At 62.8% G+C, this 14,473-nt stretch carries 15 protein-coding genes; 4 read left to right on the forward strand and 11 right to left on the reverse strand.

All coding sequences use genetic code 11. From position 1 onward, the window contains the following. Positions 1-14: 14 nt before the first annotated feature. The 9 genes from hslU to PDMSB3_RS00710 all read right to left on the reverse strand — a co-directional run bounded on the left by hslU (position 15) and on the right by PDMSB3_RS00710 (position 9,636). Complete coding sequence (gene hslU, locus PDMSB3_RS00670; RefSeq protein WP_007179683.1) at positions 15-1,361, reverse strand: ATP-dependent protease ATPase subunit HslU; 1,347 nt, start codon at positions 1,359-1,361, stop codon at positions 15-17. A gap of 9 nt (positions 1,362-1,370) precedes the next feature. Then, positions 1,371-1,907: an ATP-dependent protease subunit HslV gene (gene hslV, locus PDMSB3_RS00675; protein ID WP_007179682.1), complete on the reverse strand. Its 537-nt coding sequence runs from the start codon at positions 1,905-1,907 to the stop codon at positions 1,371-1,373. 450 nt (positions 1,908-2,357) lie between these two features. After that, positions 2,358-2,777 carry an RNA polymerase-binding protein DksA gene (gene dksA / locus PDMSB3_RS00680; protein WP_007179681.1) on the reverse strand — a complete coding sequence of 140 codons (420 nt, stop codon included), beginning with the start codon at positions 2,775-2,777 and terminating at the stop codon, positions 2,358-2,360. Between the two features lie 663 nt (positions 2,778-3,440). Next, complete coding sequence (locus PDMSB3_RS00685) at positions 3,441-4,532, reverse strand: CobW family GTP-binding protein (protein ID WP_007179680.1); 1,092 nt, start codon at positions 4,530-4,532, stop codon at positions 3,441-3,443. A gap of 189 nt (positions 4,533-4,721) precedes the next feature. Further along, positions 4,722-5,924 carry a class I SAM-dependent rRNA methyltransferase gene (locus PDMSB3_RS00690; RefSeq protein ID WP_007179679.1) on the reverse strand — a complete coding sequence of 401 codons (1,203 nt, stop codon included), beginning with the start codon at positions 5,922-5,924 and terminating at the stop codon, positions 4,722-4,724. A 94-nt stretch (positions 5,925-6,018) separates the two neighbouring features. Further along, positions 6,019-6,942, reverse strand: coding sequence for a tyrosine recombinase XerC (gene xerC, locus PDMSB3_RS00695; protein ID WP_007179678.1), 924 nt, complete (start codon positions 6,940-6,942; stop codon positions 6,019-6,021). A 42-nt stretch (positions 6,943-6,984) separates the two neighbouring features. Further along, positions 6,985-7,707 carry a DUF484 family protein gene (locus PDMSB3_RS00700; protein ID WP_007179677.1) on the reverse strand — a complete coding sequence of 241 codons (723 nt, stop codon included), beginning with the start codon at positions 7,705-7,707 and terminating at the stop codon, positions 6,985-6,987. A 57-nt stretch (positions 7,708-7,764) separates the two neighbouring features. Further along, a complete protein-coding gene (dapF, locus tag PDMSB3_RS00705) occupies positions 7,765-8,652 on the reverse strand; it encodes a diaminopimelate epimerase (protein ID WP_007179676.1) in 888 nt (295 codons plus the stop codon). A 99-nt stretch (positions 8,653-8,751) separates the two neighbouring features. Continuing rightward, on the reverse strand, positions 8,752-9,636 hold the full coding sequence (locus PDMSB3_RS00710; protein ID WP_007179675.1) for a lipid A biosynthesis lauroyl acyltransferase: 885 nt from the start codon (positions 9,634-9,636) through the stop codon (positions 8,752-8,754). A gap of 277 nt (positions 9,637-9,913) precedes the next feature. Here PDMSB3_RS00710 and metK point away from each other — a divergent pair, with 277 nt between their 5' ends. Beyond that, positions 9,914-11,104 (forward strand): methionine adenosyltransferase, encoded by a 1,191-nt coding sequence (gene metK, locus PDMSB3_RS00715; RefSeq protein WP_007179674.1) that lies wholly within the window; start codon positions 9,914-9,916, stop codon positions 11,102-11,104. Between the two features lie 203 nt (positions 11,105-11,307). On the opposite strand, the gene PDMSB3_RS00720 is transcribed toward metK, so the two are convergent. Further along, complete coding sequence (locus tag PDMSB3_RS00720) at positions 11,308-11,673, reverse strand: hypothetical protein (RefSeq protein ID WP_035517756.1); 366 nt, start codon at positions 11,671-11,673, stop codon at positions 11,308-11,310. Between PDMSB3_RS00720 and PDMSB3_RS00725 the strand changes: the two genes are divergently transcribed. Both PDMSB3_RS00725 and PDMSB3_RS00730 read left to right on the forward strand, forming a co-directional pair. Next, a complete protein-coding gene (locus tag PDMSB3_RS00725) occupies positions 11,672-11,887 on the forward strand; it encodes a hypothetical protein (protein WP_165184256.1) in 216 nt (71 codons plus the stop codon). The two genes, PDMSB3_RS00720 and PDMSB3_RS00725, sit on opposite strands and share 2 nt — an antisense overlap. A 245-nt stretch (positions 11,888-12,132) precedes the next feature. Further along, a complete protein-coding gene (locus PDMSB3_RS00730) occupies positions 12,133-12,894 on the forward strand; it encodes a phytanoyl-CoA dioxygenase family protein (protein WP_007179672.1) in 762 nt (253 codons plus the stop codon). 93 nt (positions 12,895-12,987) lie between these two features. Here PDMSB3_RS00730 and PDMSB3_RS00735 read toward each other — a convergent pair whose 3' ends face one another. Then, entirely contained in the window at positions 12,988-13,194 is a 207-nt protein-coding gene (locus PDMSB3_RS00735; RefSeq protein WP_007179671.1) for a DUF3185 family protein, read from the reverse strand. 215 nt (positions 13,195-13,409) lie between these two features. Here PDMSB3_RS00735 and mgrA point away from each other — a divergent pair, with 215 nt between their 5' ends. Then, the gene (gene mgrA, locus PDMSB3_RS00740; protein WP_165184259.1) at positions 13,410-14,453 is read left to right on the forward strand and encodes an L-glyceraldehyde 3-phosphate reductase; all 1,044 of its coding nucleotides are present in this window, start codon (positions 13,410-13,412) and stop codon (positions 14,451-14,453) included. The last annotated feature ends 20 nt before the right edge of the window (positions 14,454-14,473 follow it).

Consider the following 14,473-nt stretch of genomic DNA (forward strand, 5'->3'; position numbering starts at 1 on the left):
TCGCCACGTCGAAATCACAGCACGTAGCGCGACAGATCCTCGTCTTCGGCCACTTCGTTCAGTGCGCGATCGACATAGGCCGCGTCGATCTGCACCGTGCGGCCCGAGTGGTTGCCGGCCGCGAACGAGACTTCCTCGAGCAGCTTTTCGATCACCGTGTACAGGCGGCGCGCGCCGATGTTCTCGGTTTTCTCGTTGACCGCGTACGCGATTTCGGCGAGACGGCGGATGCCGTCGTCGGCGAATTCGAGGTGCACGTCTTCGGTGGCGAGCAATGCCTGGTATTGCTTGACGAGGCTCGCGTCCGTGGACACCAGGATCGATTCGAAGTCGTTCACCGACAGCGAATCCAGTTCGACGCGAATCGGAAAGCGGCCTTGCAGTTCCGGAATCAGATCGCTCGGCTTGGCAAGGTGGAATGCACCGCTGGCGATGAACAGAATGTGATCGGTCTTCACCATGCCGTACTTGGTGTTGATCGTGGTGCCTTCGACTAGCGGCAACAGATCGCGCTGCACACCCTGACGGGAGACTTCGCCGCCGCCGGCTTCGTTGCGCGACGCGATCTTGTCGATTTCGTCGAGAAACACGATGCCGTTCTGCTCGACGTTCTGCACCGCCTTGGTTTTCACCTCTTCGTCGTTCAGCATCTTGGCGGCTTCTTCGTCGGTGAGCGCCTTCAGCGCTTCCTTCACCTTCATCTTGCGGCGCGTTTTCTTGCCGCCGCCGATGTTCGCGAACATCGAACGGATCTGCTCGGTCATGTCCTCCATGCCCGGCGGCCCCATGATGTCCATGCCGACTTGCGGCTGCTCCACGTCGAGTTCGACTTCCTTGTCGTCGAGCAGGCCTTCGCGCAGACGCTTGCGGAAGGTCTGGCGCGTGGTGCTGCCTTCGTCCACGGTATCGGCGGCGCTCGAACTCGCGCCGAAGCCGACCGGGCGCGCACTCGGCAGCAGAATGTCGAGGATACGGTCTTCGGCCTGATCTTCGGCCTTGGTCCGCACCTTGCGCATTTCCGTTTCACGCGTCTGCTTGACCGAGATTTCGATCAGGTCGCGCACGATGCTGTCCACATCGCGGCCCACGTAGCCGACTTCGGTGAACTTGGTGGCTTCGATCTTGATGAACGGCGCGTCGGCCAGTTTTGCCAGACGCCGCGCGATTTCGGTCTTGCCGACACCAGTCGGTCCGATCATCAGAATGTTCTTCGGCGTGATTTCCTGACGCAGCGGTTCTTCAACCTGCTGGCGACGCCAGCGGTTGCGCAACGCGACGGCCACCGCTTTCTTCGCGCGGCCTTGGCCGATGATGTGTTTGTCGAGTTCCGAGACGATCTCGGCAGGGGTCATGGTGCTCATTGTGGATCCTTACTCGATCGTCTCGATAACGCGGTTATGGTTCGTGTAGATGCACATGTCGCCGGCAATCTCCAGCGACTTTTCCACGATTTCGCGCGGCGACAACTCGGTGTTGTCAGCGAGCGCTTTCGCTGCGGCTTGCGCATAAGCGCCGCCCGAACCGATCGCGCAGATGCCGCCTTCCGGATCGAGCACGTCGCCGTTGCCGGTGATGACGAGCGTGGTGGTGGCGTCCGCGGCGATCAGCATGGCTTCGAGCCGGCGCAGCATGCGGTCGGTGCGCCAGTCTTTGGCGAGTTCGACGGCGGCGCGCGTGAGGTTGCCCTGATGTTTTTCCAGCTTCGCTTCGAAGCGGTCGAGCAGCGAAAAGGCGTCGGCCGTGCCGCCGGCAAAGCCGACCATCACCTTGCCGTTATAGATGCGCCGGACTTTCTTCGCGCCGCCCTTCATGACGATATTGCCCAGCGTCACCTGGCCGTCGCCGCCGAGCGCGACCTTGTCGCCGCGGCGCACGGAGACGATCGTCGTGCCGTGAAATTGCTCCATATGCGTTCCTCTTTGCAAAACGGGTAGGACGCGGCGGCGCAATGCGCTACCGCATGAATCCTGAAAGCGGACGGCGCGCGGCGCTAGAACAGAACCGGCCGGCGCGCGCTCGTGCAGCGCATGTCGGGTTTATTTTAGGGCGTGCGCGGTCATATCAAGAGCCGGCAAATGGCATAAGACAAAAAACACGCGATTCGGTGCGGGGGGCGGGGTGTGATGCGGAGGGGGCGTGTGCTAGTGGGCGCCGCGCGGTCGCGGAAGAGAGGCACAGGAGGTGTAAAAGGCGTAAGAGGCGCCGCATCGCATGTCCGCCGGGCGGTCGCGCAAAGCCATCACTTACGGCAACGCCCAAAAGAGCGCCGCACAAAAGAAAAAGGCGCACGGATCACCGTGCGCCCTCTCGACGAAGCAGCGTTTCGGGGCGCGGAGCCGAAGCCGCGCCGCAAGCGTTCAGTCGCCGAACAGCTTCTGGCGCAGTTCGCGGCGTTCCTGTGCTTCGAGCGACAGGGTGGCCGTGGGCCGTGCGAGCAGACGCGGAATGCCGATCGGCTCACCGGTTTCTTCGCACCAGCCGTATTCGCCCGAATCGATGCGCGCGATCGATTGCTGCACCTTCTTCAGCAGCTTGCGTTCGCGGTCGCGCGTGCGCAGTTCGAGCGCATGCTCTTCCTCGATCGTTGCGCGGTCGGCCGGGTCCGGCACGATGACCGTCTCGCGCAAATTCTCGGTCGTCTGGCCGGCATTACGGAGAATGTCCGCTTGCAGCTGTTCGAGCTTGTTCTTGAAGAAGGCGAGCTGATCCTCATTCATGTAATCCTTGTCGCTCATCTTCAGGATTTCGGCTTCGGTCAAGAGTCGTTTCGTCGTCATCTGGCTAACTTCTTCAATGTGAGGCAAAACTCTTACGTAGTGCCCGCACTTTCGTATTGCCCGCAAAGGCACCTTGAGGACGCGGAGCGCCAGGGCGGGCACGGACGGTGGACTGTCGTGACGCCGAAGCGCCTCGTGCCCACACGCCGGGCGTCGCAACGCCAATGCGGGGCCGAACTCCTCTGGAAACCGATTCTCAGATGCTCCTGAGGCATTGCTTGCCGGCAGCGCGTCTTTTCTGACTGTGCCAGCCGGCATTGTCGGCGTATTGTCCGGATAAGATTTTCCGGCGCCGTTCAGGCCCGGCGCAGGATACGCGCTGACCGGGCAATTCGTTCTCATTCTCCAGTGGGCACGTATTGTAACTGAATCACAATCTGGCACCGCAACTGGTGAAAATCCCCCTGCGGCGCGCCGATATCCCGAAAATATAACGCGCGCACGACCAAAAAGCGATGGTCGTGCACGCTTTAATACAGCAGGGTTTTCACGCGTTTTTCACACGCGCGCCTTTTCAACGAGCTTTCGGCCGTCGCCGGCAATATTCAGCAGACGATTATCTCGGACACGCATTTCGCCGATGCACGCGCTCGGGGGCCGTCAGCACGATGCGTGCCGCGCCGAACGCGCCAGTGCAACGCTGACCGGGCCCGCCCGCCACGCTCAGACGAGACAGGCGTCCAGACCGTCGGTGATCAGATCTTGCGGCAGTTCGATACCGATAAACACCATCTTGTTGGTCTTTTTCTCGATCGGTTGCCATTTCGCGGCCAGATCGCTGCCCATCATCTGATGCACGCCCTGAAACACGACTTTGCGGTCGACGCCCTTCATATACAGCACGCCCTTGTAACGCAGTAGCCGTTCGCCGTAAATCTGCAGAATGCCGCCGAGGAAGTCTTCGAGCTTGTTGGGATCGAACGGACGGTCGTTGCGGTAGACGAACGACTTGATCTTGTCGTCATGGTGCGCATGGTGGTGGTGATGCCCATGATCGTGGCCTTCGTGATCGCAATGGCCGTGATCGTGATCGCAGTTCGCGTGATCGTCGTGGGTATGGCCGTGCTCGTCATGCGCGTGAGCGTGGCTGTGCGCGTGCTCGTCTTCTACAAGGAAATCCGGATCGATCTCGAGCTTCGAATTCAGGTTGAAGCCGCGCAGGTCGAAGATTTCCTTGATGTCCGCTTCGCCGAAATTGACGACCTTGATCGCCGCGCGCGGGTTCATGTGCAGCAGACGGTGGCGCAGATCGGCAAGGTGCTTTTCATCGACCAGATCGGACTTGGTGATGAACAGGCGATCGGCGAAACCGACCTGGCGTTGCACCACTTCGTGCTCGTCCAACTGGTGGTTCGCGTGCTTGGCGTCGACCAGGGTGATGATCGCGTCCAGCAGGAATTCGTTGGCGATCTGGTCGTCCATGAAGAACGTCTGCGCGACCGGGCCCGGGTTGGCGAGGCCCGTGGTTTCGATCACCACGCGGTCGAAATCCAGTGTGCCGGCCTGCTTCTGCGCCGCCAGATCGCCCAGCACACGCGAAAGGTCACCGCGGATCGTGCAGCAGATGCAGCCGTTGCTCATCTGGATGATCTGCTCGCCCGTATCCTGCACGAGGATTTCGTTGTCGATGTTTTCTTCGCCGAACTCGTTCTCGATCACGGCGATCTTCATGCCGTGCTTTTCATTCAGGATGCGCTTGAGCAGGGTGGTTTTGCCGCTGCCGAGAAAGCCGGTCAGGATGGTGACTGGAATCATGTTGGTCGCCTGTATTGTCGTGAAACGGTGCGTAGTCGAAGCCTGGGCGGGCGCGGCAGCCTGATGGCGCGCAGCCCTGTCCAGCGGGTTATTGAAACATATTCGCCGGGCCGGCGCTGGCGCGCGGATACGGGCCCTGCTTTCGCCCGAGCCGGCGGCGCCGGGAAATACCCCTCAAATTATGGGCGATCAGGCGATTTGCAACAGCAGGCCCTTCAGATACTCGCCTTCCGGGAATGCCGTCAGCAAGGGATGATCCATCCCGGCGCCAAGCCGCTTGAGGATCCGGGCATCCACGCGCGCGTCGGCGGCCGCGCCCGAAACGATCTTCTGGAACAGTTCGGAGTCGATCGCGCCGGAGCACGAATAGGTGAACAGCAGGCCGCCCGGCCGCAGCAATTTCAGGCCGGTCAGATTGATGTCCTTGTAAGCGCGCGATGCACGGTCCACATGTTCACGCGACGGCGCGAATTTCGGCGGATCGAGCACGACCAGGTCGAAGCGCTCGCCGTCGTCGTAAAGACGGCGCAGCGTTTTGAAAGCGTCGGCGTCGAGCCACGTGGCGCGCTCGGCGTCGAAGCCGTTGGCCGCCACGTTCTGCTGCGCGATCGCCAGCGCGTCGCCCGACGAATCGATCGAGACGACCCGTTTGGCGCCGCCTTTCAGCGCAGCCAGTGAGAAGCCGCCCGTGTAGCAGAAGCAGTTCAGTACGTCGCGATCCTGCGCGAGCTGCTGCACCAGCAGGCGGTTGTCGCGCTGATCGACGTAAAAGCCGGTTTTGTGGCCGTTGCGCACGTCGACGTGATACCGCACGCCGTTTTCGCTGACGATCAGCGCTTCCGACGGCGGTTCGCCCGCCAGCACGCCGGTGATCTGCTCGAGTCCTTCCTTCTGGCGAATCGACACGTCCGAGCGTTCGTACACATTTGGGCAGTCGGTCGCGCCCGTCAGTGCCGCGACGATCGCTTCCTTCCACGCCTCGACGCCCGCGGCCATGAACTGGCAGACCAGCTGGCTGCGCTGGCCTTCGTCCTCGGCCATGTAATGATCGACGATCAGGCCGGGCAAGCCGTCCGCTTCGCCGAAAATCAGCCGCACCGCGCCGGTGTCGTGAACCATCGTCTGACGGTGCGCGAGCGCGCGCTGCACGCGGCGCTTGAAGAACGCGTGGTCGATCGGCTCGGTTTCGTCGAAGCTCCACACGCGGGCGCGGATCTGCGAATGCGGGCTGTAGGCCGCGCGCGCGAGGAAGCGGCCGTCGTGCGCGCGTACCAGCACGGTGGCGCCGGGTGCGGGATTGCCGTCGATCCGGTCGATCGCGTTGGCGTAGACCCACGGATGGCGGCGCAGCAGCGATTTTTCTTTCGACGGTTTGAGCGTAACGGTATTCATCGGGGTGTCAGAGTGAGCAATGGGCCGCGCGGCTCAGCGCACGCGGCAGATAAAGCGAAGGCGGAGACCGTACGCCGCGAATCGGGTCGCGGCGTCAGTCGCGTTTTTTGGCGCGTGGATGCGCCTGATCGTAGACGTGCGCGAGATGCTGGAAATCGAGCGCGGTGTAGACCTGCGTGGCGGTGATGCTGGCGTGGCCGAGCAGTTCCTGCACCGCACGCAGATCGCCGCTCGACTGCAGCACGTGCGTGGCGAACGAATGCCGCAGCACGTGCGGATGCACGTTGGCGGGAATGCCGGCGACCAGCGCCGCGCGCTTTACGCGCTCACGCACTACGTTCGGTGACAGCCGATTGCCGCGCGCCGACAGGAACAGCGGATGCGGATCGTGCTTCACCATCTGGTCGCGCACGGCGAGCCAGGCGCCCAAGGCTTCCAGCGCCTTGCTGCCGACCGGCACGACGCGGCGCCGGTTGCCTTTGCCGAGCACTTCGACTTCGGCCGAGTCGAGCTTGAGCCAGCCGGCGGAGCGGTAGCCGTCGGCATCGGCGAAACGGGCGTCGAGGCCGACCAGTTCCGCGAGACGCAAGCCCGACGAGTAGAACAGTTCGAGCATGGCGTGATCGCGCAAACCTTCGGGCGATGCAGCGGGAGGACTCTCCATCAGACGCGTGGCGTCGTCGACGGAAAGTGCTTTGGGCAGCGTTTTGGCCTGCTTTGGCGCGCGCACGGTCGCGACCGGATTGGCCGGCAGATCGACGCGGCCGGCGAGCCAGCGGTAAAACGCGCGCCATGCCGAGAGGCGGTGGCTGATCGAGCGCGCCGTCAGGCCGCCTGCGTGCGCCCGCGAAACGGCGCCGCGAATGTCCACGGCGGTGAGGCTTTCGAGCGGCCGGCCCTTGGCCAGCAGCTTGAGTTCTTCCAGTTCGTGTGTGTAGCCGCGCAGCGTATGCGCCGAGAGCCGCCGCTCGTGTTCGAGATTCGACAGATAGGCGGCGATCGGGTCGGCGGCGGTCACGGTGGGCTTTTTTGAGCGGCTCTGGCGCTGGGCGGAAGCCGCTTAGCGCGGCAGCAGACGGCTCAGCGCGGCGCTTGCCAGCGCCCCGATCTGCGTGAGGAAATCCGTTGCCATGCCGTCGTGAAAGCGGCGCGCGTCGGGCGAACCCATCACCAGCAGGCCGAAGGTCGGTGCTTCTTCGTTGCCTTCGGGGTCGCGCAGCGCGAGCAAGGCGATCGATTCGGTGGTGTGCGCCGACTCGGACGCCGCGTGGCCGGCCGCGCTCTCGTCGCTAACGGATGCGACGGACGGCGCTAGCCACTGCGCCGCTTCGAAGCCGGTATTCGCGCCGCAATACGGGGTGGTCAGGCTACCTGCGAAGATGCGCACTTCCTCGCCGACATGGCGCGCGAAGTCGGCCTGCGCATAAGACTCGGCGACATCCCACACGCGCAGCGCCGCTTGCGGCACGTCGAAAATATCGTGCAAGCCGGTGGCGATCGTGCGCGGCAGAGCATACGGATCGCGTTCGGCGATCACGCGGATGGTCCAGCGGTTGAATTTGGACGCGATGCTGTCGTTCTCGTGGCCGTACCGCAGGAGTTCGGCGAGGCGGCGTTCGAGATGCTTGTTCTTGTCGCGCAGCATTTCCATCTGCCGTTCCTGCAGCGACACCGCGGCTTTGCCGTGCGGATTCGCGAGCCGGATCGTCGCGAGCATCTCCGCATGTTCGGCGAAGAATTCGGGGTTGGCGAGCAGGTATTCGGCGACTTCGCGATCGTTCATGGTTTCGGCTAAAAGACTACGGGGCGACGCCTCGGGGCGGCGCGTCGGTCAATGAGTTCAGGCGGCCTGTGAAGCCGCTAATGAGTCGGGCAGCTCGATCTCGCCTTCGAAAACGGTTACAGCCGGTCCGGCCATCAGCAGCGGTTCACCTTCTCGCGTGTTGTCCCACGAGATGGTCAGATTGCCGCCGTGCGTGTGCACGAGCACGGGTGAATCGAGCCGCCCGCGCCGGATTCCGGCCGCGACCGCCGCGCATGCGCCCGTGCCGCACGCCAGCGTTTCACCCGCGCCGCGCTCGTACACGCGCAGCCTGATTTCACTGCGGCCGACGATCTGCATGAAGCCCGCGTTCACCCGCTGCGGAAAACGCGCATGACGCTCGATCACCGGACCTTCGACCAGCACCGGGAACGCTTCGACGTCGTCGACGACCTGCACGGCGTGCGGATTGCCCATCGACACCGCCGAAATCCAGCGTGTCGTGCCGCTCACGTCGAGCGGCCAGAGCGTGTCCGCACCTTCGCGGCGGCCTTCGAGGCCTTTGGTGGCGAACGGCACGCGTTCCGGGTCGAACACGGGCGTGCCCATGTCGACCAGCACTTCGCCGTTTTCCTGCATGGTCAGCGTGACGGTGCCCTTCTGTACCTGCACGCGCACGCTGCGTTGATCGGTGAGGCCGCGCTCGCGCACGAACTTGACGAAGCAGCGCGCGCCGTTGCCGCAATGCTCGACTTCGCCGCCGTCGCAATTGAAGATGCGATATCTGAAATCGACACCGGCCACCGTGGGCTTTTCGACCAGCAGCAGCTGGTCGGCGCCGACGCCGAAATGCCGGTCCGCGAGCGCGCGCACCTGCGCCGGCGTCAGGTTGACCGGTTGGGTGTAGCCGTCGAGCACGACGAAGTCGTTGCCCGCGCCGTGCATTTTGGTGAATTTCAGTTTCATCACGCTATTGTAAGTGACGCGCCCGCAGGTGAGCCGAACGCCATATTTTTTCCGCGTCGGGTTGCGTTCCGCACAGGCCGCGTGGGCGGCCGTTCGGGTTCAATACACGCTCGGGTCGCCGGGCGGCCGGGTCTTGAAGCGCTTGTGCACCCAGTAGTACTGCTCGGGCATCAACGGAATCTGCTCTTCGAGAAAGGCGTTCATGCGGCGGGCGTCCGCGTCGTCGTCGCCGGTCGGGTAGTTCTCCCACGGCTTGAATACCTTGAGCCGGTAGCCTTTGTAGTTCGGCAGCACTTCGCCGATGAACGGCACGACCTGCGCGTGCCCGACCTTGGCCAGACGCCCCACCGCGGTCAGCGTGCAGGTCGGCACGCCGAAGAACGGCACGAAGGTGGAATTGCGCGCGCCGTAGTCCATATCGGCGCCGAGCATGACCGGTTTGCGCTCGCGCAGCCAGCGCAGCACGATGCGCGCGCTGTCGGCGCGGCTCGCCATGTCCGCGCCGAAACGCGCGCGCGCCGCTTTGGCGACTGCCTCGAGCTCCGGATTCGACATGGGCTGATAGAGCGAGCCGCATTGACGCCTGAGCGAATAGTTCAGGAAGATCGAGCCGGCCTCGATACCGACGAAGTGAAAGCCAAGAAACAGCGTGGGCGGCAGATTCGGGTCGGTCAGATCGATCGCGCTGTCGAGCTGGATCAATTTTTCGAGCTTCTTCGCCGAGCCGAACCACTGCACGCTGCGTTCGAGATAGCTGCGGATCGCGTGGCGGAAATGCTTCTGCGCGACGTCTTCGCGGCGCTCGTCGCTCCATTCGGGGAAGCACAGCTTCAGATTGATATGGACGATGCGTTTGCGCCGGCTCGGGATCTGATACAGCAACCAGCCGAGGCCGTCGCCGAGACGGGCGATCAGGCCATAAGGCAACAGCGCAAACAGTTTCAGCAACCCGATCGCGAGTTTTGCGCCATAGCGGCTCAGCATGCCGCCTCCTGAAAAGAGGCGTTGCGCGTGACGGGCTTCAGCAAAGCGGAGAAGTTGACGTAATACCGCACTCGTAGACACTCTGTGACAATCTGAGGAAGTCGCTATAATAAATGCTTCGCCGAGTTAATAGACAACTTGCGGGGCGAAGCCGGCGGCTGCAAACCATGTGATTTGCGCCTCCTGGTAAGGTAATCCGCTAAAGCGTCGCCGCTTCAAGGCTCCCGAAGCTGGCTACGTGAAACTCAACCGTAACCACAAAACAGGAGTCTGCAACGTGGCAAACGACTATCTCTTCACTTCCGAATCCGTCTCCGAAGGCCATCCCGACAAGGTCGCGGATCAGATTTCCGACGCCATTCTCGACGCCATCCTGGCTCAGGACAAATACTCGCGTGTGGCTGCGGAAACGCTGTGCAACACGGGTCTCGTCGTGCTGGCCGGTGAAATCACCACGACCGCCAACGTCGATTACATCCAGGTCGCACGCAACACGATCAAGCGCATCGGTTACGACAACACCGACTACGGCATCGACTATCGCGGCTGCGCCGTGCTCGTCGCGTACGACAAGCAATCGCCGGACATCGCCCAGGGCGTGGACCGCGCGCACGACAACAACCTCGATCAAGGCGCCGGCGATCAGGGCCTGATGTTCGGTTACGCGTGCGAAGAAACACCGGAATTGATGCCGCTGCCGATCCACCTGTCGCACCGTCTGGTGGAGCGTCAGGCGAATCTGCGCCGTGACGGCCGTCTGTCCTGGCTGCGTCCGGACGCGAAGTCGCAGGTCACCGTGCGTTATGTCGACGGCAAGCCGCATTCCATCGACACCGTGGTGCTGTCCACGCAGCATTCGCCGGACATCGATCTGGACACGCTGCGCGAAGCCGTGATCGAAGAAGTGATCAAGCCGACGCTGCCGGCCGACCTCATCAAGGGCGACATCAAGTTCCTCGTGAACCCGACCGGTCGTTTCGTGATCGGCGGTCCGCAAGGCGATTGCGGTTTGACCGGCCGCAAGATCATCGTCGATACGTACGGCGGTGCCGCACCGCACGGTGGCGGCGCGTTCTCGGGCAAGGATCCGTCGAAGGTCGACCGTTCGGCGGCCTACGCCGGCCGTTATGTCGCGAAGAACATCGTGGCCGCGGGCCTGGCTTCGCGCTGCCTGATCCAGGTTTCGTACGCGATCGGCGTCGCCCAGCCGACTTCGGTGATGGTCAACACGTTCGGCACCGGCCGCGTGTCGGATGCGGTCATCACGCGTCTGGTGCAGGAGCATTTCGACCTGCGTCCGAAGGGCATCATCCAGATGCTCGACCTGCTGCGCCCGATCTACGAGAAGAGCGCCGCCTATGGTCACTTCGGCCGCGAAGAGCCGGAATTCACGTGGGAATCCACGGACAAGGCGTTGGCGCTCGCCGAAGCCGCCGGCACGGAACCGGTTGCCGCGCTCGCAGAGTAAGCGCAAGCCGTCCTTCGTTAAGCAAAAAACCCCGCCCGGCGCATTGAGCCGGGCGGGGTTTTTTATCGCCTTCGCCAGTCCATGAACTGAATGGCCACGCTATCGACCGCGGGCTTCACCAGCCGCGAAGTCATGTCGCGTCCTCAGTCAGTACGGCACTTGAGCCGCGCCAGGTCCGGCAGCGCGTTCTGTACTCGGGCGCCTTAACGGCTCGCAAACGCGAACGCGAACCAGCCGGTGCTGCCATTCGTCGACATACGACGCGGACGGCGACTCGAGTTCTGCGGCACGGCAACCGCTGCGCGCGGCGCGGCGAGGCGCAGCGGCGTGGGTTTGCGCAGCAGTGTGCGCAGCGAAAAGCGGCGCGAACTGCCTTGCAGGCGCAGCGCGGAGAAGAACGTATTGAACCAGGTGCGAATGCCGTCGACGGCTTTGGCATCGCGCCACTGTTCGCCCAACGCGCGCGCGCGTGTGGCATGGTGACGCAGCGCGCGCACGACATGGCGACGCGCCGGACGCGCCGCTTTCAGTGCGGCGCGGGTAAGACGGGTGCTCAGGAGAGTATGCATGGCTTCACTGGTAGGCAACGTGTCGCGCGACGGAGTGTGCGCCATGAAGAGCACCAAATGTGCCAATGGCGATGTCGCAATGAACGGCGCGAAAGCCTCGAATTCGATGGAAAAGTGCACGGAATACAGCGGAGTCGGCCTTGTCGGCCTCGACGCGGCGCAAAAGTGCGGGAATGGCGATCAACATGCAGCGCAGGTTACACGCGATTCGTGACGTCAGAAAGTCGGTTTTTACCCTGCGAATGCGGGTTTTTCCGAGGGAAATCGTGGATCGCGGCGGCGGGTCGTGCCCTTTTGGGGCGATTATCGTGCGCGCTTGCCCATTCGAAGTGCCGCGAAATTGAGCGGCGCGCCTGAAAGTAGTGCGAAAGGCTGCGCTTTCAGATCGTGAAACAGCACACTCGGCGATCGCGCCCGTTTTACAATCGAGCATCGGCTAGTCGACAGTAACGGAACGCCATGTCACTTCATTCCAAGAAAGAGCAGATTCAAACGTTGCGGGAGCAGGGTTTTGTCGTGGTGCCCGGATTGGTGTCGGCCGAGCGCTGCGAAGAACTGAAACAGATCGCGCAGCGCCAACTGGAAGAGGCAGCCGCGCCGATCGAGTTCGAAGCGGATCTGCAATATCCCGGCGCGCCGGTGTCCAGGCAGGCAGCGGGCGGCCATACGGTGCGGCGGCTGCTGGATGCGTACGCACGTCATCCGAGTTTTGCGCGCTGGGCGACCGCGCCGGAAATTCGCGGCTGGATGGAGTTGTATTTCGGTGAAGAGCCGCGCCTGTCGCGCGCGCACCATAACTGCATGATGACCAAGCATCCTGCGTACGGCAGTTTGACCGGCTGGCATCGCGACGTGCGGTATTGGTCGTTCGAGCGCGACGATCTGGTTTCGGTGTGGCTCGCGCTCGGTTCGGAGACGGTGGATAACGGCGCGCTGTGGATGGTGCCGAAGTCGCACAGCGCCGCGTTTACGTCCGACCGGTTCGATCAGGCCAAATTCTTCCGCTCCGATCTGGAAGAGAATCAGGGATGGATTCGCACTGCGGTGTCACCTGAGCTCAAGGCCGGCGACGTGGTGTTCTTCCATTGCAATACGCTGCATTCAGCCGGCAAGAACATCACCGATCAGGTGAAGTTTTCGCTGGTGTACACCTATCACGGCGCGAGCAACGTGCCGCTGCCGGGAACCCGCTCGGCTGCGAAGCCCGAGGTGGCGTTCTAGATTTTTTTCGGTTCCAGGTTTTTCGGTTTTTCGCGGCGGCGCTTGCGGTCCCTGTACCCCGATATCGCAAGCGCCGCGTAGCCGCACACGCTGTTATCGCTTGCGTCCCGACAAAGCCATGCCCGTCAGGCCGGCGATCGTCGCCACCACGCCGCCCACGATCAGCAGGATCGCCTTGTTGGTCGGCGAGCCGGTAAAGACGCGCGAGACGTCGCTGCTCACCGAATTGAACGCCTGCCCGCCGAAATACAGCAGCACGATACCGCCGACAATCAATGCGATGGAAATCGCCTTCGTCATCTATCTCTCCCGTCAGCCTGAATCGGGCAAAGTGTAGGGGAGCCGCAAGCAATCGTCCATCCCGCATACTGGGCGTCTGCATGCACCACGTCGATTCGCTACCATAGCGGTCTGGCCGCATCCCTAGCTACAAAAATAAAGCGGCACGCCTCCCGCAGCATGCAATTGCCCATGCCCGCACCGGTCGGGCGCCTTCAACATCAAGGACACTAGCAATGGCTTACGAAGCAGCTTCAGAACGCTATTCAGATATGCAGTACCGCGTCTGCGGCAAGTCGGGTCTCAAACTGCCGGCGCTGTCGCTCGGTCTGTGGCACAACTTCGGCGACACCACGCCGATCTCCACGCAGCGCGACATCCTGCGCACGGCTTTCGACCTGGGTATCACGCACTTCGACCTCGCCAACAATTATGGGCCGCCGTACGGCAGCGCCGAAACCAACTTCGGCCGCCTCTTCAAGGACGACTTCAAGCCGTATCGCGATGAACTGCTGATTTCGTCGAAGGCCGGTTGGGACATGTGGCCGGGTCCGTACGGTCAAGGCGGCGGCTCGCGCAAATACGTGCTCGCGAGTCTCGATCAGAGCCTGCAACGTATGGGCCTCGACTACGTCGATATTTTCTATTCGCATCGTTTCGATGCCGATACGCCGCTCGAAGAAACCGCGGGTGCATTGGCGAGCGCCGTGCAGCAGGGCAAGGCGCTGTACATCGGTATTTCGTCGTACTCGGCAAGCAAGACGCTCGAGATGACGAAACTGCTCGCCGAATACAAGGTGCCGCTGCTGATTCATCAGCCTTCGTACAACATGCTCAATCGCTGGATCGAGCACGAGTTGCTGGACGCGCTGGCGAAGGCCGGCGCGGGCGCCATCGCGTTTACGCCGCTGGCTCAGGGTCTGCTCACGGGCAAATATCTGAACGGCGTGCCGGAAGACGCGCGCGTCAACAAGCCGGGTGGCGGTTCGTTGAAGCAGGAGCATCTGAGCCCGCAGAACATCGAGCACGTGCGTAAGCTCAACGACATCGCGCAACGTCGCGGGCAGAGCCTCGCGCAGATGGCGCTCGCGTGGGCGCTGCGCGATCCGCGCGTGACGTCCGTGCTGATCGGCGCAAGCCGCGCGGAGCAGGTGCGTGAAAACGTCGGCGCGCTGAAGAACCTTGCGTTCTCGAAGGACGAACTGGCCGAGATCGACCGCTACGCGACCGAAGGCGGAATCAACCTGTGGGAAAAGCCGTCGACGGATCAGGCGATCTGATTCCCGCGTCGTCGTCTTTC

The organism is Paraburkholderia dioscoreae (genome assembly GCF_902459535.1).
Taxonomy (GTDB): domain Bacteria; phylum Pseudomonadota; class Gammaproteobacteria; order Burkholderiales; family Burkholderiaceae; genus Paraburkholderia; species Paraburkholderia dioscoreae.

Excerpts from the sequence above, each read along its gene's own strand:
- hslV (WP_007179682.1), bottom strand. The coding sequence starts at position 1,907 with ATGGAGCAATTTCACGGCACGACGATCGTCTCCGTGCGCCGCGGCGAC.
- PDMSB3_RS00725 (WP_165184256.1), top strand. The coding sequence starts at position 11,672 with ATGGCTTCACTGGTAGGCAACGTGTCGCGCGACGGAGTGTGCGCCATG.
- PDMSB3_RS00710 (WP_007179675.1), bottom strand. The coding sequence starts at position 9,636 with ATGCTGAGCCGCTATGGCGCAAAACTCGCGATCGGGTTGCTGAAACTG.
- PDMSB3_RS00730 (WP_007179672.1), top strand. The coding sequence starts at position 12,133 with ATGTCACTTCATTCCAAGAAAGAGCAGATTCAAACGTTGCGGGAGCAG.
- dksA (WP_007179681.1), bottom strand. The coding sequence starts at position 2,777 with ATGACGACGAAACGACTCTTGACCGAAGCCGAAATCCTGAAGATGAGC.
- PDMSB3_RS00685 (WP_007179680.1), bottom strand. The coding sequence starts at position 4,532 with ATGATTCCAGTCACCATCCTGACCGGCTTTCTCGGCAGCGGCAAAACC.
- dapF (WP_007179676.1), bottom strand. The coding sequence starts at position 8,652 with ATGAAACTGAAATTCACCAAAATGCACGGCGCGGGCAACGACTTCGTC.
- PDMSB3_RS00690 (WP_007179679.1), bottom strand. The coding sequence starts at position 5,924 with ATGAATACCGTTACGCTCAAACCGTCGAAAGAAAAATCGCTGCTGCGC.
- mgrA (WP_165184259.1), top strand. The coding sequence starts at position 13,410 with ATGGCTTACGAAGCAGCTTCAGAACGCTATTCAGATATGCAGTACCGC.
- PDMSB3_RS00735 (WP_007179671.1), bottom strand. The coding sequence starts at position 13,194 with ATGACGAAGGCGATTTCCATCGCATTGATTGTCGGCGGTATCGTGCTG.
- hslU (WP_007179683.1), bottom strand. The coding sequence starts at position 1,361 with ATGAGCACCATGACCCCTGCCGAGATCGTCTCGGAACTCGACAAACAC.
- PDMSB3_RS00700 (WP_007179677.1), bottom strand. The coding sequence starts at position 7,707 with ATGAACGATCGCGAAGTCGCCGAATACCTGCTCGCCAACCCCGAATTC.
- PDMSB3_RS00720 (WP_035517756.1), bottom strand. The coding sequence starts at position 11,673 with ATGCATACTCTCCTGAGCACCCGTCTTACCCGCGCCGCACTGAAAGCG.